The organism is Kribbella sp. NPDC043289 (assembly GCF_056436705.1).
Map to the genome: position 1 here is coordinate 80859 of NZ_JBWKCB010000004.1, position 19153 is coordinate 100011.

The window sequence follows — 19153 nt, forward strand, 5'->3', positions numbered from 1 at the left end:
GCGCCCTTCACGTGGTGCGGCCGCTGTTGTTCACAACCACCGGGGGTGTCCCGACACCCGGTGGCCCAGCGGCCACGGCCCCTCCCACCCTGTGCAACGTCTGATGCTCAGTCTCATCGAAAAGTTCGGGGAAGTCTCCGGACTTCATAGGTTTCTTCTGAAGTTCTCAGGATCGCCTCAGACAACCTGATGCAGCCACCGCACCGGCGCACCGTCACCGGCGTACCGGAACGGCTCCAGCTCGTCGTCCCACGGACGCCCGAGCAGCCGCTCGACCTCTTCGGTCAGGTCGGCCTCGCCACTGGCCGCCTTCAGCATCGCGGCCTTCAGCCGGTCCTCCGGGACCATGATGTCGCCGTGGACGCCGGTGGTCGCGTGGAAGATCCCGAGGTCGGGGGTGAACGAGTACCGCTCGCCCTCGGCGCCGTTGCTCGGCTCCTCGGTGACCTCGAACCGCAGCTTCTGCCATCCGCGCAGCGCGGACGCCAGCTTGGCCGCCGTACCGGCCTCAGCCTGCCAGGACAGTTCGGCCCGGTAGGTGCCCTGGGCCGCTGGTTGCGGCGTCCAGTCCAGTTTCACGGGCACGCCAAGGATGCCGCCCGCGGCCCACTCGACATGCGGGCACAACGCTGACGGCACCGTGTGGACGTACAGAACGCCACGAGTTGTCGCCACCGGGACCTCCTGTGCTCGAGCTGCGCCTTCCCCAGCGTTCTCGAACAGTCCGTCGATCTCGGCGTACTGGTTTCTCTACTTCAGTCTCTCAGGGCACCACAAGATGACCCGCGAAACACTTGACCATCTTGCACCACTGTTACCACAAACACCAGTAACCTCGCCGTGTCAACCACATCACTGTCGTGTCGCGACCGGGGGTCAGGTGACGCGGCCCGGCAGGGCGGCGGCGTACGAGTCTGCGGCCCGCTGCACGGCTTTGACCGTCTTGCGCTGCCAGAGGGCGATGACGGGGTCCGGCCAACTGGAGACGTTCTCGAGGCGATACGTGACCTCGGTGCCGCCGGCGTGCGGCGCGAAGGTGTACTCGCCGCGGTACCAGAACTGGCCCTGCAGGCCGATCGTGGCGGCCGCCGGGTCGGCGTCCACCGAGACGCCCGCCGGGTTCCCCCCGTCGAGGCCGAGCAGCACCTTGCAGCGGTCCTCCGTGAGCAGCGGCTCGACCTGCTCGAAGGGAACGGCGGCTACTGCCTTGGCGGTTCCGAGAAGTCCCATGCCGCCAAGGGTAGCCTGTCTACTTATTGGATCACGGGAACCGGGTGGCGAGGGCGATACAGGCGCCGGCCGCGGCGAGCGTGAAGAGCATCGCGATCCCGGCGTACCGAGCGGTGACTTCCTTGTCCACCTCGTCGTACCCGACCGAGGAGCCGATGTCCTTGTAGACGTCCTCGAGCTCGCCGGCCGACTCCGCGGTGTACGCCTTGCCGCCGCTGATCTCGGCGACCGAGCGCAGTTCGGTGCGGTCCGGTGGGACGCGCTGCCGGATGCCGTCCATCTCGATGAAGCCGGAGTCGGTGCCGAAACAGATCGTGTACACCGGGGTGTTCTTCGCCTTCGCCGCCTGCGCGCCCTCCTGGGCGGTCCGGCCGACTGTCCGCTTCCCGTCGGACAGCAGCACGATCCGCGCCGGGGCGGGCTCGTTCGGGTGCTCGGGGTCCGGCGGGACCTGGGTGAGCGCCTGCAGCGAGGTGAAGATTCCCTCACCGGTCGCGGTCGACTCGGCCAGTTCGAGCCCGTCGATCGAGCGCAGTACCGTCGCCCGGTCGGTGGTCGGCGGCACGATGATCGATGCCGTACCGGCGAAGTTGACCAGCGCGACGTTGAACTTGCCCGGCAGCTGGTTGACGAAGTTCTTCGCCGACTTCTTCGCCGCTTCCAGCCGGTTCGGGTCGATGTCGGTGGCCATCATCGACAGCGAGACGTCGATCGCGACCACGATCGTGGCCCGCTCGCGCGGCACCTTGACCTTGTCCTTCGGCTGCGCGAACGCCACGATGCAGGTGAACGCGGCCACCAGCGCCAGCCCGACCGCGAGATGCCGCCGCCACTGCGGCCGCCGCGGCGCGACCCGGTCCAGCAGCGCGATGTTGGTGAAGCGCAGCGCGTACTGCGAGCGCCGGTGCTGGAGAAAGATGTATCCCGCGATGATCAGCGGGATAAGTAACAGGAACCACAACCGCCCCGGAGACAGGAACTCCATCAGCGAGCCACTCCCTTCGGCGGTTGGTGCAGGCGGGACGCCACGTGCCGGTAGGCGAGCACGAAACGCACCGTGTCCGCGACCCAGTCACGGTCGGTGCGCAGCACGAGATGACCCGCACCTACCCTACGCAGGGCGGCCCTGGTTCGTTCCCGCTGCGCCAGCGCGGCCACTCCGAACGCCTCCCGGACCTTGCGCCGCCGGGTGTCGATCTCGCGGACCTCGCCGGTCTCCGGGTCACCGATCGTGACCACACCGATGTTCGGCAGTTCGAGCTCGCGCGGGTCGACGATCTCGACCGCCAGCACCTGGTGCTGCGCGGTCAGCTTCCGCATCGCGCGCTCCCAGGACGGCTCGATCCCGCTGGCCACCTCGCCGTCCTCGGGGGTGAGGAAGTCGGAGACGATGACCCGCAGTCCGCGCTTGCGCTGCGTCCGCGCCATCGACTCCAGCGCCGCGGCCAGATCGCTACGGTGCGCCTCCTGGTCGGTGCCGAACTGTTCGGCGAGCAACGCGCGCAGCAGTCCGTAGAGCGCGAGCCGCCCGGACCGGGCCGGCCAGCGGCGCAGCGCCGAGTCGCGGAGCATCAGCCCGCCGAAGCGGTCGCCGAGCCGGTGGGTGAGGAACCCGACCGTCGCGACGGCCGCGACCGCGAGCTCGCGCTTCTCGAGGGTCGACGTACCGAAGTCCATTGAGCCGGACAGGTCGACCAGCGCCCAGGTCTCCAGCTCCCGGTCCGCGATCAGGTCGCGGACGTGCGGGACCGTGGTCCGGGCGGTGACCGCCCAGTCCATCCGCCGGACGTCGTCACCGACCTGGTACTCACGGGCCTCGGCGAGCTCGGTCCCGGGCCCGGGGAGCAGGCCCAGATGTTCCCCGTGCAGGTAGCCCTCGAGGCGCCGTACGACGGTCAGCTCCAGCCGCCGCAACGCACGCTCGGGAGCGAGCTGCGAGATCGTCATCGCAACTCGCGGATCGGGACGGTTTGGCATCAGTGCTCCGGGCCTGGGAGTGCTTGAGTGGTTGCGGCGGTCAGGTGCGTGCATCGCGGTGCTAGGCGAGCGTCCTCGATGCGGAGCATCGTGGATGCTCGGCTAGTCCCGTGAGGTGCGTGCCTGGGCGTCGCAAGCACCAAGCACTCCCGGGCCCGGAGCACTAGACGAACTCCGGGCGGCCGGTGCCGTCGGCGCCGTCGCGCCAGACCGGCTGGGGCGGCGGGACAGTCGCCAGGATGCGCTCGATCACGGCCCGGGGGTCGATGTTGTCCGCGACCGCGTCGAAGGTGAGGCCGAGGCGGTGGCCCATCACGTCCAGCGCGACGGTCTGGATGTCGCTCGGCAGCAGGTAGTCGCGGCCGTGGATCAACGCGAGTGCGCGACCGGCCGAGATCAGGCCGAGCGTGGCGCGCGGGCTGACACCGAGCTCGATGATCGGTTCGAGGTCAGGCAGGTGGAAGTCGGTCGGCGTCCGGGTCGCCATGACGAGGCGTACGGCGTACTCCGCGACCAGGTTGTGCACGAAGACCTGCTCCGCGGACCGCTGCAGCTCGAGGATCGTCTCCGGCTTCAGCACCTGCCGCGGCTCCGGCGGGTCGACACTCATCCGGCGGAGGATCTCGAACTCCTCGTGCCCCCGCGGATGCGGTACGTCGATCTTCACCAGGAACCGGTCCCGCTGCGCCTCGGGCAGCGGGTACACGCCTTCGGACTCGATCGGGTTCTGGGTCGCGATCACGATGAACGGCTTCGGCATCGGGAACGTCTGGCCGCCGATCGACACCTGCCGCTCGGCCATCAGCTCCAGCATCGCGGACTGCACCTTGGCAGGCGCGCGGTTGACCTCGTCGGCGAGCACGAAGTTCACGAACGTCGGGCCGAGCTCGATGTCGAACGTCTCACGGGTCTGCCGGTAGATCCGGGTGCCGACGATGTCGGACGGGACCAGGTCGGGGGTGAACTGGATCCGGGCGAACGTGCCGCCGACCACGCTCGCGAAGGTGCGCACGGCGAGCGTCTTGGCGACGCCCGGAACACCCTCGAGCAGGCAGTGACCCTTGGCCAGCAGTGACACCATCAGCGTCTCGACCATGTGCTCCTGGCCGACGATCACCCGCTTGACCTCGCCGACGGCCTCGCCGATCAGCCGGGACTGCTGGGCCACCGTTCCCGCCGGCACCGTGGTTTCGGTCATGCCTGTCCTTCCGGGGCCCGCGCACGGACCATGTCAAACACCGTCAATCCCCACTTCGCAACACCGGCCATTCCATCAGATCCCCGGGTTCAGCACCCGCAGGGCCCACCGGATCCCTCCCAATCCTCCCCCGCCCACCCAAATCCCGCCCGGTCTGCGCACTTTGAGCACCCACCGACCACCTCCGTGCCGGATCCGTGGTTGGTGGGTGCTCAAGGAACTCGGTGGCGGCCGTGGCGACAGTGCTACCAGGGATGTGGTGGGATTGGGGTGATGACTGCGACCGATTCCCAGCCTGAGGTGCAGCCGGCGGATGCGCCGGAGGAGCGGCCTGCGCTGGAGATTCCGGACGCCCTGCCGCTGCAGCCCGAGGACCCGCCGCGGGTCGGCGAGTTCTGGCTCCGCGGCCGCCTCGGCGCCAACGCTGCCGGATTCCTGTACGCCGCCACGGACGATTCCGGCCGCTCCGCCGTGGTCGCGATGATGGCCGAAGGCTCCGCCGACGACGCCGCGGCTCGGGAACGGTTCGTGCATGCCGTCGACGACCTCCCCGAAGACGCCGTCCTCGCACACAACGACTCCGATGACGACGACCTCGCACTGTGGGTCGCGGTCGGCCCGATCCGGGAGGACGACGGGTCGAGCGCCGTGTCCGACGAGCGGCTGCTGGCCGAGCGCCGCGGCGAGGACGTCCTGTCCTCGGTACTGATGGACCGGGTCCCCCAGATCGGGAAGCTGCGTGGGCCGGATTTCCGGCACTACTGGGAGAACCGCCGCCGCCCCGGCCTGTTCCGCATCTGGCCGCTGCCATGGCCGGAGGCGCTGCGCCCGGCGTCCCGGTGGGCGCTGGCGCTGGCGCTGTTGACGATGGCCGTGATCATGGCTCTCGCGGTGTTCCTGGCGTGGCTGCTGTTCCGGCACGCCCAGCCGCTGGAGCCGGAGCCGGTGATCCCGACCCCGACCGGCACGACGACCGTCACGGTCACGCCGACCACACCGCCGCCCGGCACCGGGTCCGTGAGCCCGAGCACCGGCGGCCCGTCGACGGTATCGCCGAGCCCCGGCGGCACTCCTCCGACGGAGGTACCGACGGGTTCGCCCCCAACGGCGACGAACCCCGGCGACAAGTTCTAGCGGTCCCTAGTGCTGCGGGGCCGCTGCTCGAGCTAGCGGTTCCTAGTGCTGCGGGGCCGCTGCCGGGCGGCCGCGGCGCAGGCCGATCAGCCCGATCAGGCTGATGACTGCCCAGCTGCCCTCCAGCAGCAGGAAGCCCCAGGACAGCTGTACGGCCGCGATCGCCGCGAGGACTCCTGAGCCGAGCAGGTTCAGCAGCTGATAGGTGACAGTGCGCTGCTGCAACCGACCGGCCTGGGCCGCCGCGAAGGCGACCAGAATCGTGAGCGCGCCAACGATCTCGAGAACATCCAGAACGTGCATGAGGACGAACCCCTTCCAAGAGGGTGAGGCGCCGTCTTGTCAGACCGGGTACGGCGCCGCTCGTCCGGGGAGCCGCGGAATGGCGAACTCCTACTCCGAGTCTAGCAAGCCCACGAAGTCCGGGTCGTTCCACAGCCGCTCCGGCACGGGCTGCCGGACGAGTGCCGCGTCGGCCCGGATCTCCGCCGGCGACGAGGCCGCGATCAGCACCGAGGTCACGGCGGAGTGCCTGCTCGGGTACGCCAGCGCGGCCTGCGGCAGCGAGACGCCGTACCGCTCACAGACCGCCGAGATCCGGCGGGCCTGGATGGCCAACGGGTCGCTGAGCTTCTCTGCCTGCATGACCTGCGGGCTGAGGACGCCGGACACGATCACCGACACTCCGCGTGCGAGGCAGCGGTCCAGCAGTGGTGTCGCCGAGCGGTCGAGCAGTGAGTACTGCGCGGTCAGCAGCACGCAGTCCAACTCGACGTCACGCACCAACTGGTCCAGCTCGCGCCACTCCCCCGACACCGTCCCGACCGCTTTGATCGCACCGTCGCGCCGCATCCGATCGAGCACCGGGTACGCCGTCTCGTCCTCGGCGAACACCAGATCGACCGCGAGCCCGAGCCGCTCGGAACTCGCGCGCACCGATGCCTCCGGATCGGCCCCGGCGGGCACCTTGGTCGAGACCAGGAACTCACCACGGGGCCGCTGCTGCAACGCCGTACCGAGTCGCCGCTCGGAGTCGCCGTACGCCGGTGAGCTGTCGAATAAGCGGATACCGGCCTGGTACGCCGCGTCCACGGTGGCGACCGCTGCCGCGTCACCGTCCGGGCCCGGGGGTTCGCCGAGATGCGAACCGCCGAGCCCGAAGCGTGGCGGCCGGAACCTGACCGTCGAGCGGGGCGCGAGCACCTGGCTGGGTGCGGGCATCGCACTCACCTCCGCTGGTCGGCTTGGGTACCTACAGGATCGGCTCTCTACGAGACTTTCGCATCTCGAAACTAGGATCCGGATTCGTAGAGTGTGCGCACCTCCGCGTCCGTGAGAGCGCGGTCGTACAGGTGCACCTGGTCGACCGTTCCGTCCAGGAAGTCGACCTGGTTGCCGCCGAACTTCGCCCGTCCGATCACCGTGTTGCCGGTCGAACCGGAGTCCAGGCTGCAGGCGGCCTTGGTGGCGACCAGGGCGCCGTCGACGTACAGCCGCAGTTCGCCCTTCACGACGTCGCGGACGCCAGTGACGTGGTACCACTGGCCCGGGTTCGGCTTGGTCGGCGCCAGTGCCCGAATGCCCGGGAAGCTCATCGCGAACCGCTGGTCCTGGCCGGAGTACTGCAGGAAGAACGCGCTGTCCCGCGCGCCGTCCTGGCTGACGAACGTCTGGAACGAGCCGTCCACCTTGTCGAGTTTCACCCACGCACTGGCCGAGTAGTTACCGCTCGTGTCGAGCAGTGCGGCGCCGGTGTCGACAAACTGATTGTCGCCGTTGAGTGCGACGCCTTGGCCGTTCTTGCCCTCGGCAAATACTGCGCCACCTTGGAGCGTGGCGTCGTTGTTGCCTACGGCATCTTCTCCGGTTCCGTTCAGCGGATAGAAGTGAATGCCGTCGGCGCCAGGGGTTCCCGGGCCTGGGTTCGGTACGCCGGTCCCGGTTCCGTCGGCGCCCGCGATGATCGCCTGGTTGACGGTCCGGACCTGGGCGAAGTCCATCTTCGGGATCCGCCGGTCGTAGGTGAAGAAGCCGTTCAGCTCCCCTTCGACATCGGTGATCTGGGTGTACACCGATCCGCTGATCCCACACTGCCGAGCCGACCTGAGGACGTCGTTCTGGTTCTCGACGTACCGTCGCGTAAGCGTCGCCGAGTCAGGCTCCATCTCGTACGCCGACCCGTCGCCGAACCACATGTGGTCGGGCACCTTCAACCCGAACCCGCCGTGCTCGCCGTCCACCGCCGCTCTCTCACCCGCCGGTGCTGTCGTCGCCGGGCCGAGGTAGGCATGGTTGTCGATCAGGTCGCCGCGGCCGGAGTCACCGTGGGAGTTGCAGCAGTTGACGCCGCTGTGCGCGTTGACCAACCGGGACGGGTCCTGCGCCTTGACGGAGTCGGCGATCCGGCCGGTCTCGGCCTGGTCCCACTCGCCCCAGCCCTCGTTGAACGGGACCCAGACGGTGATCGAGGTGAAGCTCTTGTGCTCCTCGACCATCTCGCGCAGCTCGGACTTGAACTGCGTCCGCCACGGCTCGGGCATCGGGTCGGTCTTCGACGCCGGCATGTCCTGCCAGACCATCAGACCCAGCTTGTCGGCCCAGTAGTACCAGCGATCCGGCTCGACCTTGATGTGTTTGCGCACCGTGTTGAACCCGAGCCGCTTGTGCTGCTCGAGATCGAACCGGAGCGCCGCGTCGGTCGGCGCCGTGTTCAGGCCGTCCGGCCAGAACCCCTGGTCGAGTGTTGACAGGTTGAACAGGATCTTCCCGTTCAGCGCCATCCGAAGCTTGCCGTCGGCACCTTTCTGCAGGCCGACCGACCGCATCCCGGCGTACGAACCGATTTGGTCTACCATTTTGCCGCGATCGACGAGCCGGACCTTCAGGTCGTAGAGGAACGGGTTGTCCGGCGACCAGGTCTTCGGGTGCGGGATCGGCAGCCGGAGCTCGGTGTTCGCCTTGCCCCGCACCTGACCGGCGACCTTGCGGCCGTCGTACGCCGTGACTTCGACGTCGAGGCCTGCGGGACCGGTCGTCTCGGCGGTGACCTTCAGGGACTGGTTCGGGAGGTCGGGCGTCAGCTGGAGGCGGCTGATCGAGGAGGCGTTGACCGGCTCCATCCAGACGGTCCGCCAGATGCCCGAGCTGCCCTGGTAGAAGATGCCGTGGTCGCTGACCTCACGCTGCTTGCCGATCGGCTGGTACGTCTCGTCGGTCAGGTCCTCGGCCCAGACGATCAGCTCCTGCGGGCCTTTGGCGTGCAGCGCGGAGGTGACGTCGACGTCGAAGCCGTCGTACCCGCCGCGGTGCGTGGCGACCTGCCGGCCGTTGACCCAGACCTTGGCGTCGTAGTCGACCGCGCCGAAGTGCAGCAGGAGCTGCTTGCCCTTCCAGTTGTCCGGGACGGTGAAGGTGCGGCGGTACCACATCCGGTCCTCGTGCTCCTGCAGGCCGGAGAGCGCGGACTCGATCGGATACGGGACGAGGACCTGATCGGCGAGGGTGCGGCCGAAGGGTGGTTGCTCGCCGGGGGTTGCGGCGGACCATTCCCAGAGGCCGTTGAGGTTGCGCCAGTCGGGGCGGGTGAGCTGCGGGCGCGGGTAGTCCGGGAGCGCGTTCGTCGGGGAGACGTCGGCGGTCCAGGGGGTGGTGAGGGGTGGGGTTCCTGCGTGCCAGTCGGTGGTGGTCTGGGTGGCCGCTTGAGGTGTTGAGGCTGTTGGGACGAGGGTGACCGACGCTGCGAGGACGGCCGCGGCGAGGACTTTGAGCATGGGCGGGAGGCTCCTCTCGGGGCGGAGAAAGGCGATCCCATGACAACGCTCTCACCACAAAACCGCAAGAGCTCGCGCACGATCAAACATTCACGCAGACCGGACTCGGGGTACTGAAGTCACTGACCTGGGTCAGCCCGCCACTCGTTTGGTCTACCAAAAACGTCGTGATGTTGTTCGACTTCTGGTTCGCGACGAACAGCAGCCGGCCGCTCGGGTCGAACGCGCAGTGCCGCGGCCAGTCGCCCCCGCAACTTGGCGTACCAACGGGCTCGAGCTCGGCGCCGTTGGTCCTGAAGATCGCGATGCTGTTGTGCCCGCGGTTGGTCACGTAGACGAAGGCTCCGTCCGCCGACACGACGACCTCGCCCGGGTAGTTCTGTGCCCCGGCGGGTGCGGTGGGCTGACTCGAGAGCGGGGTGACGACACCGTCCTCGTAGCCGCAGACGGTGACCGTGCTGTCGAGCTCGTCGGCGACGTAGGCGTACCGCCCGGATGGATGGAATACCAAATGTCGCGGGCCGGCGCCGGTCTTCACCTTCGCCTGGTGCTGCAGGGTCAGCTTCCCGGCCGCGAGGGTGTAGGTGTAGATCGAGTCGGTACCGAGGTCGACCGCCAGGACGTAGTCCCCCGCCTGCACCACCTGGTGCGCATGCGGCTCGGAACCCTCGTGCTTGACCAGATCGGTTTGTTGCCCGAGGCTCCCATCAGGATTGATCGGGTGTACGGCGATGTCACCGGAGCCGTAGTTCGCGCTGAGCAGGTGGTCGCCGATCTTGGCGAGATGGCAGGGCCCGGATCCCTTGTTGGATTGGCGATTCAGGACCTTTGGTATACCAGCGATATCGATCGCGGTGACCGCGCCGGTGTCTTGCTCGTTGACGGCATACAGAAAGCTGCCAGACCGGATGACAAACGACGGATCCGCGACGCCGGCGATCGTCCCCGTCGCGGTGATCTTGCCCTTGTCGTCGTACGTCGCGATCCCGATGCCGTCGCCGTACGTCCCGAGATACAACGTGTTGCCGTCCCCACGACCGACCGGAGTGCTGGACGCGGGGGCGGCTGGGGTGCGGGCAGCTGGGGTGCGGGCAGCTGGGGTGCTGGCAGGATCGCCAGGCCCCGGTGTCTCGCGGCTGGCGGCCTGGTGGATCGGGGCAAGCGCGGCCGCGGTGAAGCCGAGAAACCCTCGGCGACTGACCCTCACGACGCCACCAGGACGCGGATCCACGACGGATCCCCCGCCGGGGAACTGAATGTCACCGTCGACCCCACCGCGCTTCGCCCGAGGTACCGCGGGTCCACCGTGTCCACGACCAGTACGAGGTGATGCCCCGCCGGCACCTCCCAGCTCGTCGCCTCCAACGTCACGTCGAGCGGCACCGCCTTGCCGGGTGTCGCCCCGCGCAGCGTGTACGGCTTGTGTGAGATCAACGACCCGACCCCGAGCGCGTCAACGTCGTACAGATAGGCGAACAGCGAGGTGTCGGCTGCCGAGGGTTTCACGGTCACATGCACCTTCGGCGCCCCATTGACCACCGCGCCACCACTGCACACCGGCCCCGACCAAAGGCCCGCGAACGACCTGTCCACCAACGGCGTCGCGACCCCCGTCGGGATCGACAGCAAACCTTGCAGCGCTCCCGACACCAGGGCGACCCCACTGTCCGCGACGGTTGGTATACCAGCGCCGATCGCCCGGCTCCACCCAGTCGACGCCGAGCCCTGCAACGCGCCGCCCTTCGTGAGGTACGACGTCCGCTCGGACCCGACCGCGACCCAATCGGGATACCCACGCCACACACCACGCTGCGACTTCAACTCCACCGGGGCCTCGGCGTCCGCGCCGTTGTCCGCACCGGTCAGGTAATGCCGCAACCAGCCGGCCAGCTCGTCCCACGTCTCGTTTGGTAGACCAACCGCACCGCCGGCCTCCGGCGTCGCGTGATCGCCGTGTGCGAGCAGCAGCCGCTTCGGACCGGTCAGCCGGGTGAAGAAGTCGGTGTACTGCGACGGCGGGAAGATCGAGTCCTCGAACGCGTTCGCGAGGAACACCGCCGGATGCCGTGCGTTGATTTGGTCTACCATCGTCGCCGCCGACCGAACCGGCGACAGTTGCCTCGCCTCCGCGATCGCCCCGTCGAAGTCACCCGTGGCGAACTTCGTCTGCAACGCCGCCATCTCCGGCCCCGGCCGTCCCGTGACGTTGCCCAAGGCAAGAAGACCGGCCACGGCCTGCAGAGCGACTGTGTCGTTCGGATCCAGCGACCGGATCAGATCGGCCCATCCACTGAGCGCCCCGACCGCCTTGATCCGCGGATCCTGCGCCGCAGCGAGCAGCGATACGCCCGCGCCGTACGAGATCCCGACCGCCGCGACCCGGCTGGTGTCCGCCGGCGTGTGGCTGCCGGCCCAGTCGATCACCTTGCTGACGTCCGCGACAGTGGGCGGACCGGCGATGTCGATCCCGCCGCCGGTGTCCCAGAAGCCACGACTCGAGTACGAGATCACCTGGAACCCGGCCGAGGCCAGCTTCGCGCCCTGCCCGACGTACTCCGCGTTTGGTATACCCCAGCTCGACGGCATCACCACGAGCGGGAACGGACCAGAACCCTGCCCGGTCGGCGTGAGCACGACAGCGCCGATCTCGATCCCACCAGCGCCGGGAATGCGCTGGTATGCCGCACTGAAGCCCGCTGCGGTCTGACTGGCGTCAGCGGACGGCCCAACCCTGACCAGAGTCAGCGTGATCAGGGTCAGGGCGACTGCGAGGGCGGCAGCAAGTCTGCGCACAGGGGCCTCCGGCGTTGGGAACTACCGGAGGGTAACCAGAAAGTTGCCGCTGTGTCACTACTTCGGCACGGTGAGTGCCGGATCCACTCCGGTCGCGTCGACCGACCACGCCCAGAGCCGCTTCGCCAGCTCCGGGTCCTGCGCGGTCCGCGTCGGCAGCACGACCTTCGGCGCACCCCGGTATTCGAAGAAGCTCGGCCCGACGAACGACCCCGGCCGCAGATCCGGGTACGTCGCGGCGTACAGGCTCGGCCACGCGCCGGCGGCCGCGGACTGCGCGACGAGTCGAGTGGCGGTGGCCATGACCTGCGCCTGGAAGACCCGCCCGGCCAGCTCCGGCCCAGCGGCCTGCAAATGCGTCGAGGCGTACCCAGGGTGCGCCCCCACGCTCAACACATCGGCCCCGGCAGCGCGAAGCCTCCGGTCGAGCTCGAGCATGAAGAGCAGGTTGGCGAGCTTCGACTTCCCGTACGACTCCCACTTCCGGTAGCTGCCCGCCGGCCGCCGCAGGTCGTCCTGGCTGATGCCCCGAACGGTCTTGTGCATGAACGAGCTGACCGTCACGACGCGGCTTGCCGGCGTCTTGAGCAGCAACGGCATCAGCCGCCCGGTGAGCGCGAAGTGCCCGAGATGGTTGGTCCCGAGCTGCAGCTCGAACCCGTCGATCGTCTGCCGGTACGGCGGTGCCATCACGCCGGCGTTGTTGATCAGCAGATCCAGCCGGTCGGATGTCTTGACGACCTCGTCGGCCGCCCGAGCGACACTCGCGAGATCGGCCAGGTCGAGTTCGAGCACCGTCGGCGCCCGCCCGGCCGACTTCGTCAGTCGCTCCGCCGCCTGCGCCGCCTTCTCCGGGTTGCGCGCGGCAACGAGCACATCCGCCCCGTGTCTGAGCAGCTCCAGCGCGGTCTCGTACCCGAGCCCACTCGTGGCGCCGGTAACGAGCGCCCGTCGTCCGGTCAGGTCAGGAATGTCCGCCGTACTCCAGGTCATGGGGCCTCCCGGCCTGGACTGAGGAACGCAGGGAGCGAAGCGACCGGAGAGACGAGGGAAGGCCGGGAGTCAAAGCCCCATGACCCGCCGCGCCGGAGGCGTGGCATGAATACAGTCATGCGCCCAACAGTAGTGGTGGGCGCATGACCTGGGTCGTCACTTCAGGATCTTGCGGTCCTGGAAGGCCTTGGTGACCTGAGTGGCCGCGGCCTTGCCGTAGAGCAGCCGGGCCGCCTGGACGGTGTCCTGGGCCGCGGCGGCGAACGAGGTGTCGGGGTCGTAGAAGAACGTCGCCTCGAGGATCAGCTTGTTCGCCTTGGTCCGGCCGAGCGCCTGGTGGATGTCCCACAGGGCCCGCGACCAGATCTCGCCGTCGTCGTGCACCTCACCGTCGATGTCGTCGGTGGTCTTGGTGCCGTCCGTACGACGCAGGCAGTGCGGCTCGTCCGTCGTGTACGACGTGGCGTCCCAGTCCATCACGCACGGCAGGTTGAACCCCTTGCTGACCGGCACCGACATCGTCACGGCCCAGTAGTCACCGAAGCCCTCGCCGATCGCACCGCCCTGCTCCGACTCACCGAAGCCCGGCACCACGTCGTCCTGGATCGCGTGACCGTACTCGTGCCAGATCACCTCGGCGTCCTCAGCGTCGTCGACACCGCCTTCGCCGTACGTGATCATGTCGGTCGACGGGTCGTAGAACGAGTTGTCGTCGGCGTAGGTGTCGACGGACACGTCCTGGGACTCGTTGTTCACCTCGGTGAAGCCCAGTTGCTGGATGTACTCCTGCGCCTGGTTGATGTGGTAGTACGACATGACCTGCTCGAACTTGTCGTTCTGCCGCTGGTACACGAAGGTGTTGGTCTTGCTCTGCGCGAGACCGCCCTTGGCTTCCTTGATGTTGACGTAGCTGCCGTTGAGCTTGCCGGAGCCGTCCAGGTTGCGCAGGATCACGTTCTTCTGCGCCAGGAACAGCGCGTCCTGGTTCTTGTCGTTCTGATCGGTCAGCTTCTCGTTCTGCTCACTGACCACCGGGTTCGGGTCGAACACCGAGCCGCGCCCGTCGATGTTGTCGCTGATCACCTTCGACTCGACAACACTGCCGCTCTTGGCGTCGACCAGCGACCGGCTGACACCCTCGGTCGAACGGCTGGTGACGTTCCAGACCAGGCGGGCGTTCGGTCCGCCGATCACCGCGAGCTGCGCGGCACCGCTCGTCGCGGCCGGCTGCTTGACGAAGCTCTTGCCCGGCTCACCCGATCGGGACCGATTCGCCCGCGCGGTGACCGTGGCGTTCGCGCTCTGCGTCGCGGACGCCGAAGCGACCGTCGCGCTGACGTCCAGATTCGCCGGTACGGCGTCGCGTCCGTCGGCGACCTCCACCGAGCCGTCCTTCGCGACGTGCTTGGCGTAGTACCCGTTGATCACCGGCAGCCCCTTGAAGGTCTGCTGGTACCAATAGTGCTTGCCGAGCAGCGACGTCTTGGTCTTGATCAGCTGCAGCCCGTCCGGGTTCGCCGTCGCTGCCTGCGGCGCGGCCCCCGCCGCGCTGGTGAAGGACAACCCGAGCGACATCGTCGCCACTCCGGCGGTCACGGCCATCAGCGCCTTGCGGCGTCTCCTCATACGTTCCCTCCCACGCTCATGGTGCGTAACGCAATCACTACGATCCGTCGAACCCTAGTTCGGCACAGCACACCGAGGGAAGCGGAAAGCCGGACGCACAAGGGAAACCCTCCGATCGGTAGCGGTCCGATCCTGACCGCTACTCCGCCTAGTGTTGGACCCGTCGATTCGGAGAGGATCCCGCCATGTCCAAGCTGAGCCTGCAAGCCCTCAACCGCGCCACGTTGCACCGCCAGTGGCTCCTCGAACGCCACGACGCGACCGCGCTCGAGGCGATCGAACATCTCGTCGGCATGCAGGCCCAATCCCCGCAAGCGCCGTACGTCGGTCTGTGGACCCGGCTCACGAACTTCGACCCGGCCGACCTGGTCACGCTCCTCGAGAACCGCGAAGCCGTCCGCGGTTCGATGATGCGGGCAACGATCCACCTGGTGTCGAGCCGCGACTTCCTGGCCTTCCGCCCGCTCATCCAGCCGCGTCTGGAGCGCGAGGTCTACCAGAACATCACGTACGGCCGGCATCGCCTCGAGGGCCTGGACATGGACGCCGTACTGGCCGCCGGCATCGCCCGCATGACCGAGAGCCCCGCCACCGCCGTCCAACTCCGCGACCACCTGGCCAAGCTCTACCCCGACCGCGAGCCCGCCGCACTGGCGCACGCCGTCCGCTGCCTGCTCCCCACCATCCAGGTCCCGCCCCGCGGCATCTGGAACAAGGGCGGCAACCCCACCATGTCCACCGCCGAACTCTGGCTCGACTCCCCCGTCGACGCCGCCCCATCCGTCGACACCATGGTCCTCCGCTACCTCGCCGCCTACGGCCCCGCCTCGGTCGCCGACGCCCAAACCTGGTCCGGCCTCACCCGCCTCAACGAGATCTTCGACCGCCTCGACCTCCGCACCTACACCGACCTCGACTCCGGCCGCACCCTCTACGACCTCCCCGACCTCGCCCTCCCCGCCGAAGACACCGAAGCCCCCACCCGCTTCCTCCCCGAATACGACAACCTCCTCCTCTCCCACGCCGACCGCACCCGCTTCATCTCCCCCACCACACGAGCCGCCTTGTCCCTTCATGAGGTCCTGACCCAAGGCACCCTCCTACACGGCGGCCAAGCCACAGCCCTCTGGAAACTCACCAGGAAGAACAAGCAGACCGTGATGCTGCAGATCAAGCCCATCACCAAGCTCAGCAGCCACATGTACGAATCCATCGAAGCCGAAGCCAAGGAGCTACTCGCGTTCACGGCTCCAACTGCAGAGGCCACCGTCACCTTCGGCCCGTAGTCCGCACATCCGACCTGTGGACAAGAAGCGCGAGTCAGCGGCGTTGGAGATAGACCTCGAGAGCGCTGATGCGTTCAGCGACTGATGGTTGCCCGGTGAGCCAGTCCGGCTGTGCAAAGGCTCCTCGGCGTTGCCCGCGCTCGTGCTCGGCCTGCCACCCGTAGAGGACTTCAAGAAACTTTCGCCCATAGCCAAGGTCGGCGGTCGTATGGTCGGCCATCCGTTCCGCGAACTTGTTCGCGCCGATGAACAGCAGCGGCGAGAACAGTGGCGCGAGAAACGCCAGCGGCATGGCAAGGCTGTCGTAGAAGATCAGCGCGCCGAGGATCAGACCGAGATAGGCGACGAGCAAGAATCCGATGATCGTGCATCCGACGGCCGGAATCGTCCGACTCAGCTTGAGCAGCTGCCAAATCAGAAAGCCAATGATCCGAGCCGGCACCGAGTACCAATGCAAGATGCGGCTCACCAAGAGATGGCCGCGTCGGCGCACTGCCAGGTCGTGGGCCAACGCCGACTCGAGGTGGCCCGGAGGCAAGGTGTAGAGCGCCCAACTCGTCACCGAGAGTGTGTTTCCACCGGTAGACGAGCCAGTCGGAGTCTCGGCAGTCCGGATCCAGAGCGTGAACTTGCTCGGATCGGCTCCCGCTCTCTCGGCGAGTGCGAACCAGATCGGCGCCAGACGCTGACTCTCGATCATCGTCGGGCGGCGTAGTCCAAGCAGAAAGCGGGCGATCAGGCCGTCCGACTCGCGCCACAGCACGATGAAACCGGTGAGCAACCAGACGGCGATCACGACTACGGCGTTCCAGTCGAAGGTTCCTGACAGCCAATAGATGATGACAAAGCTCGCAGCGACCCAGAGCAACATGGCAATCCATTCGGCCGCAACCGTGCTTGCTCCACCAGGTACGTCAGCCTGAGGAGCTCCGCCGCTTGCACGCTCGGGGACCCGAGGAGTCTGTGGCAACGGCACCTGTGGAACGGCATTGTCCCCGTTCGATCCACTCGATGCCCAGTCTCGAGAGCCACGCTCACGAGAGCCCTCACCGGAGCGATCAATCGGGTCCTGCGAGCTGTTCATGTACCGCCTCGATAGTCGGAGTCAGTAGAGCGACACGTGCACGTGATCGTAGTGGCCGCCTGTCGCGTCGGTCGGGTTGTAGACACCGCCTCCGTTGTAGGCCTTCCACTGCCCGGTGCGAGCGCTCCAAATCTTTCCGTACCAGATGACGTAATGCACGCCGGTCGTGCCCCCGGTCTGTATCGCCCAGTTCGCGATGCGATCCCCCTTAGTTCTAGCGGGAGCTGACTGCCGCGAGTCACCGCCGACGAAGACGTCGCAAGCCTTACCTTTCGGATGGTCACTGGTCGGGTTCCAAGCGTGTGCATCCCAGCAGCTCATCGGCGGGTTGGCCAACGCGGCGCGCGCCTGACTCACCCATGCTGCGGTGCGCTGGGTCACCAGACCGCCGGTACCACTCGGATCTGTCACGCTTGCAGTCTGCGGTGGCCACACCCCGTTGACGGGACGTCCCGCAATCAAGCCGCCGCCGTTGTCGCAGCCGTCCGCGCCGGTCTGCTGAGCGGGACTGGCGACGGGCCGCCGAAGCCCGAGGCGTCCCGCGTACGGATCACCGGACCTCTCCACGTCGATGCCGGCCTCCGCCGCAATCTGGCGGGCAGTTCGCTCATGCCTGGCGTAGGCGTCGGGGAAAGCCGAAACCTGGACTGCCTGCGCGGCGTCCGTGAAGGACATCGACGGCCATCCGTCGATGTCGACCAGACCCCGGGGGCTCGGCGGATTCGATCCGCCGAAGAATGCCTCCGTCGCGTAGGTCGGATCCATGATCTGCTTCACGGTCCCCCAACCCGCGGAAGGACGCTGTTGGAACAATCCGACCGAGTCGCGGTCACCGTAGTCGATGTTCTCCAGACCGGATTCCTGAAGCGCCGTCATCAAGGCGATCAGAGTGGCCCGACCCGGAAGGCCTCGCGCGACGGCGACGCTGTCGATGATCTTCGCGAAGGCGACCTGGCTCGCCCGCGTCGGCGCATCGGCTGGCGGGTCATCTGCTCGGTTCCCATCGCTGGCTGGACAACTCGCAAGGAACTTGTTACCACCGGCACCGAAAGGGACGATCAGCACCAGGCCCATCAGGCCTACTACGACCATGACTCCAAGCGCTTTCAGACCCAGAAGTTTGCCTGCGGCTGCTCCAAGTACGCCGCCGCCGGCATCGCGATCCATGAACATCATTGACCCCGTTCGCTCACGGACCTGTTCCGCCATTCAGATCACTGATTACCCAATTACTGCCATCGGGCACCAGCGTGAGCAGCAAAGGCAGGATCATTCGATTGGGCCGCTTACCGGTGACATCGATGGTGATGGTGACCAGACGGCTGATACGGGTCGGCGTATCGACTGGGGCCGAGTCCGGCCTGGGCATCTCGACCTTCACGTTGGAAACGGTGGACTTTCCACCGTCAGTCTTCAGGGCGTCGTAGGTCGAGTCGCCCTCAGTCTGCAAACTCTCACCAAGCTCGGTGGTGATGTAGGGCGCGGTTTTGTCGATGAGATTCTCATATGTCTCGGCCGACGGATCGCGTGTGTAGAACGCCCTCGCCCAGGCGTTCACGGTGTTGAGTGCGGCGGTCGTCGCGGCCGCGGAAGGACGCTCTGTCAGGATCGGTGGCGTGGAGTTCTGCAGAGTCCCCGTGCCTGACGGCGTCACCGTCGATTGTGGCGCAACCGGAGTCTGCGCTTGGTCCGGTGGGCGGGACGGAGTCAATACCCCGACTCCGCCGCCAGAACGTTCATCGCCGCGGAGCAAGCGGGGCAGACCTCCGCCGAGACCGAGGACAACGATCGCAAGAATCACGACAGCCACGATCACAGTGACCGGGCTTGTCGGTTCGGCCCGCCGCTGCTGACGCAGCCACGCCACACGTTGGGCCTGATCGTCGCGGCGCCAGGTACGCCTCGCCTGACGGCGCTCCTTGCGAGTCAGGTCCTCCATCTCGTCCGGATAGTCGTATCCGGTTCGAACCATGTCGCGCCAATTCGCCGGCTGATCCGGCCGGGTCTTAGCCGATCCGTCCGCGCCCTCACGTCGCGATGAGCTGCTTCGCTTTTTCATCGC

At 67.5% G+C, this 19153-nt stretch carries 17 protein-coding genes and 1 riboswitch; of the genes, 2 read left to right on the forward strand and 15 right to left on the reverse strand.

The features are described from left to right. Positions 1–177: 177 nt before the first annotated feature. From AC0662_RS24730 to AC0662_RS24750, 5 genes are all read right to left on the reverse strand, one after another. Positions 178–675 carry a DUF3145 domain-containing protein gene (locus AC0662_RS24730; protein WP_452198037.1) on the reverse strand — a complete coding sequence of 166 codons (498 nt, stop codon included), beginning with the start codon at positions 673–675 and terminating at the stop codon, positions 178–180. Positions 676–876: 201 nt separating this feature from the next. Beyond that, complete coding sequence (locus AC0662_RS24735; RefSeq protein WP_452198039.1) at positions 877–1230, reverse strand: SRPBCC family protein; 354 nt, start codon at positions 1228–1230, stop codon at positions 877–879. A 31-nt stretch (positions 1231–1261) separates the two neighbouring features. Further along, a complete protein-coding gene (locus AC0662_RS24740) occupies positions 1262–2215 on the reverse strand; it encodes a VWA domain-containing protein (RefSeq protein ID WP_452198041.1) in 954 nt (317 codons plus the stop codon). Continuing rightward, positions 2215–3177 carry a DUF58 domain-containing protein gene (locus tag AC0662_RS24745; RefSeq protein ID WP_387784583.1) on the reverse strand — a complete coding sequence of 321 codons (963 nt, stop codon included), beginning with the start codon at positions 3175–3177 and terminating at the stop codon, positions 2215–2217. Before AC0662_RS24745 ends, AC0662_RS24740 begins: the two co-directional genes overlap by 1 nt. A gap of 193 nt (positions 3178–3370) precedes the next feature. Continuing rightward, positions 3371–4405, reverse strand: a complete 1035-nt coding sequence (locus AC0662_RS24750) for an AAA family ATPase (protein WP_452198043.1) — start codon at positions 4403–4405, stop codon at positions 3371–3373. A gap of 273 nt (positions 4406–4678) precedes the next feature. Here AC0662_RS24750 and AC0662_RS24755 point away from each other — a divergent pair, with 273 nt between their 5' ends. Next, the gene (locus AC0662_RS24755) at positions 4679–5539 is read left to right on the forward strand and encodes a hypothetical protein (RefSeq protein ID WP_452198045.1); all 861 of its coding nucleotides are present in this window, start codon (positions 4679–4681) and stop codon (positions 5537–5539) included. Between the two features lie 42 nt (positions 5540–5581). Here the strand turns inward: AC0662_RS24755 and AC0662_RS24760 are convergent, their stop codons facing one another. From AC0662_RS24760 to AC0662_RS24790, 7 genes are all read right to left on the reverse strand, one after another. Then, complete coding sequence (locus AC0662_RS24760; protein WP_452198046.1) at positions 5582–5842, reverse strand: CBU_0592 family membrane protein; 261 nt, start codon at positions 5840–5842, stop codon at positions 5582–5584. Positions 5843–5867: 25 nt separating this feature from the next. Further along, positions 5868–5931: riboswitch (guanidine-III (ykkC-III) riboswitch) on the reverse strand. A gap of 1 nt (position 5932) precedes the next feature. Continuing rightward, the gene (locus tag AC0662_RS24765; RefSeq protein WP_478303519.1) at positions 5933–6760 is read right to left on the reverse strand and encodes an aldo/keto reductase; all 828 of its coding nucleotides are present in this window, start codon (positions 6758–6760) and stop codon (positions 5933–5935) included. Positions 6761–6831: 71 nt separating this feature from the next. Then, entirely contained in the window at positions 6832–9309 is a 2478-nt protein-coding gene (locus AC0662_RS24770; protein WP_478303521.1) for a LamG-like jellyroll fold domain-containing protein, read from the reverse strand. Positions 9310–9391: 82 nt separating this feature from the next. Beyond that, positions 9392–10516, reverse strand: coding sequence for a lactonase family protein (locus AC0662_RS24775; RefSeq protein ID WP_478303523.1), 1125 nt, complete (start codon positions 10514–10516; stop codon positions 9392–9394). After that, a complete protein-coding gene (locus AC0662_RS24780; RefSeq protein ID WP_478303525.1) occupies positions 10513–12102 on the reverse strand; it encodes a CocE/NonD family hydrolase in 1590 nt (529 codons plus the stop codon). Before AC0662_RS24780 ends, AC0662_RS24775 begins: the two co-directional genes overlap by 4 nt. Before the next feature lie 57 nt (positions 12103–12159). Further along, a complete protein-coding gene (locus AC0662_RS24785; RefSeq protein WP_478303527.1) occupies positions 12160–13095 on the reverse strand; it encodes an oxidoreductase in 936 nt (311 codons plus the stop codon). 156 nt (positions 13096–13251) lie between these two features. Continuing rightward, the gene (locus AC0662_RS24790) at positions 13252–14721 is read right to left on the reverse strand and encodes a M4 family metallopeptidase (protein WP_478303529.1); all 1470 of its coding nucleotides are present in this window, start codon (positions 14719–14721) and stop codon (positions 13252–13254) included. A gap of 185 nt (positions 14722–14906) precedes the next feature. Here AC0662_RS24790 and AC0662_RS24795 point away from each other — a divergent pair, with 185 nt between their 5' ends. Beyond that, entirely contained in the window at positions 14907–16007 is a 1101-nt protein-coding gene (locus AC0662_RS24795) for a winged helix DNA-binding domain-containing protein (protein WP_478303531.1), read from the forward strand. Positions 16008–16041: 34 nt separating this feature from the next. On the opposite strand, the gene AC0662_RS24800 is transcribed toward AC0662_RS24795, so the two are convergent. The 3 genes from AC0662_RS24800 to AC0662_RS24810 all read right to left on the reverse strand — a co-directional run bounded on the left by AC0662_RS24800 (position 16042) and on the right by AC0662_RS24810 (position 19150). After that, on the reverse strand, positions 16042–16878 hold the full coding sequence (locus AC0662_RS24800) for a M48 family metalloprotease (RefSeq protein ID WP_478303533.1): 837 nt from the start codon (positions 16876–16878) through the stop codon (positions 16042–16044). Positions 16879–17112: 234 nt separating this feature from the next. Continuing rightward, on the reverse strand, positions 17113–18258 hold the full coding sequence (locus AC0662_RS24805; RefSeq protein WP_478303535.1) for a VldE C-terminal domain-containing protein: 1146 nt from the start codon (positions 18256–18258) through the stop codon (positions 17113–17115). A 22-nt stretch (positions 18259–18280) separates the two neighbouring features. Next, positions 18281–19150, reverse strand: a complete 870-nt coding sequence (locus tag AC0662_RS24810) for a hypothetical protein (RefSeq protein ID WP_478303537.1) — start codon at positions 19148–19150, stop codon at positions 18281–18283. Positions 19151–19153: the final 3 nt, after the last annotated feature.

Coding starts and splice junctions, on each gene's coding strand:
- AC0662_RS24735 (WP_452198039.1), bottom strand. CDS start 1,230: ATGGGACTTCTCGGAACCGCCAAGGCAGTAGCCGCCGTTCCCTTCGAG.
- AC0662_RS24740 (WP_452198041.1), bottom strand. CDS start 2,215: ATGGAGTTCCTGTCTCCGGGGCGGTTGTGGTTCCTGTTACTTATCCCG.
- AC0662_RS24745 (WP_387784583.1), bottom strand. CDS start 3,177: ATGACGATCTCGCAGCTCGCTCCCGAGCGTGCGTTGCGGCGGCTGGAG.
- AC0662_RS24750 (WP_452198043.1), bottom strand. CDS start 4,405: ATGACCGAAACCACGGTGCCGGCGGGAACGGTGGCCCAGCAGTCCCGG.
- AC0662_RS24755 (WP_452198045.1), top strand. CDS start 4,679: ATGACTGCGACCGATTCCCAGCCTGAGGTGCAGCCGGCGGATGCGCCG.
- AC0662_RS24760 (WP_452198046.1), bottom strand. CDS start 5,842: ATGCACGTTCTGGATGTTCTCGAGATCGTTGGCGCGCTCACGATTCTG.
- AC0662_RS24765 (WP_478303519.1), bottom strand. CDS start 6,760: ATGCCCGCACCCAGCCAGGTGCTCGCGCCCCGCTCGACGGTCAGGTTC.
- AC0662_RS24770 (WP_478303521.1), bottom strand. CDS start 9,309: ATGCTCAAAGTCCTCGCCGCGGCCGTCCTCGCAGCGTCGGTCACCCTC.
- AC0662_RS24785 (WP_478303527.1), bottom strand. CDS start 13,095: ATGACCTGGAGTACGGCGGACATTCCTGACCTGACCGGACGACGGGCG.
- AC0662_RS24790 (WP_478303529.1), bottom strand. CDS start 14,721: ATGAGGAGACGCCGCAAGGCGCTGATGGCCGTGACCGCCGGAGTGGCG.
- AC0662_RS24795 (WP_478303531.1), top strand. CDS start 14,907: ATGTCCAAGCTGAGCCTGCAAGCCCTCAACCGCGCCACGTTGCACCGC.
- AC0662_RS24800 (WP_478303533.1), bottom strand. CDS start 16,878: ATGTTGCTCTGGGTCGCTGCGAGCTTTGTCATCATCTATTGGCTGTCA.
- AC0662_RS24805 (WP_478303535.1), bottom strand. CDS start 18,258: ATGGATCGCGATGCCGGCGGCGGCGTACTTGGAGCAGCCGCAGGCAAA.
- AC0662_RS24810 (WP_478303537.1), bottom strand. CDS start 19,150: ATGAAAAAGCGAAGCAGCTCATCGCGACGTGAGGGCGCGGACGGATCG.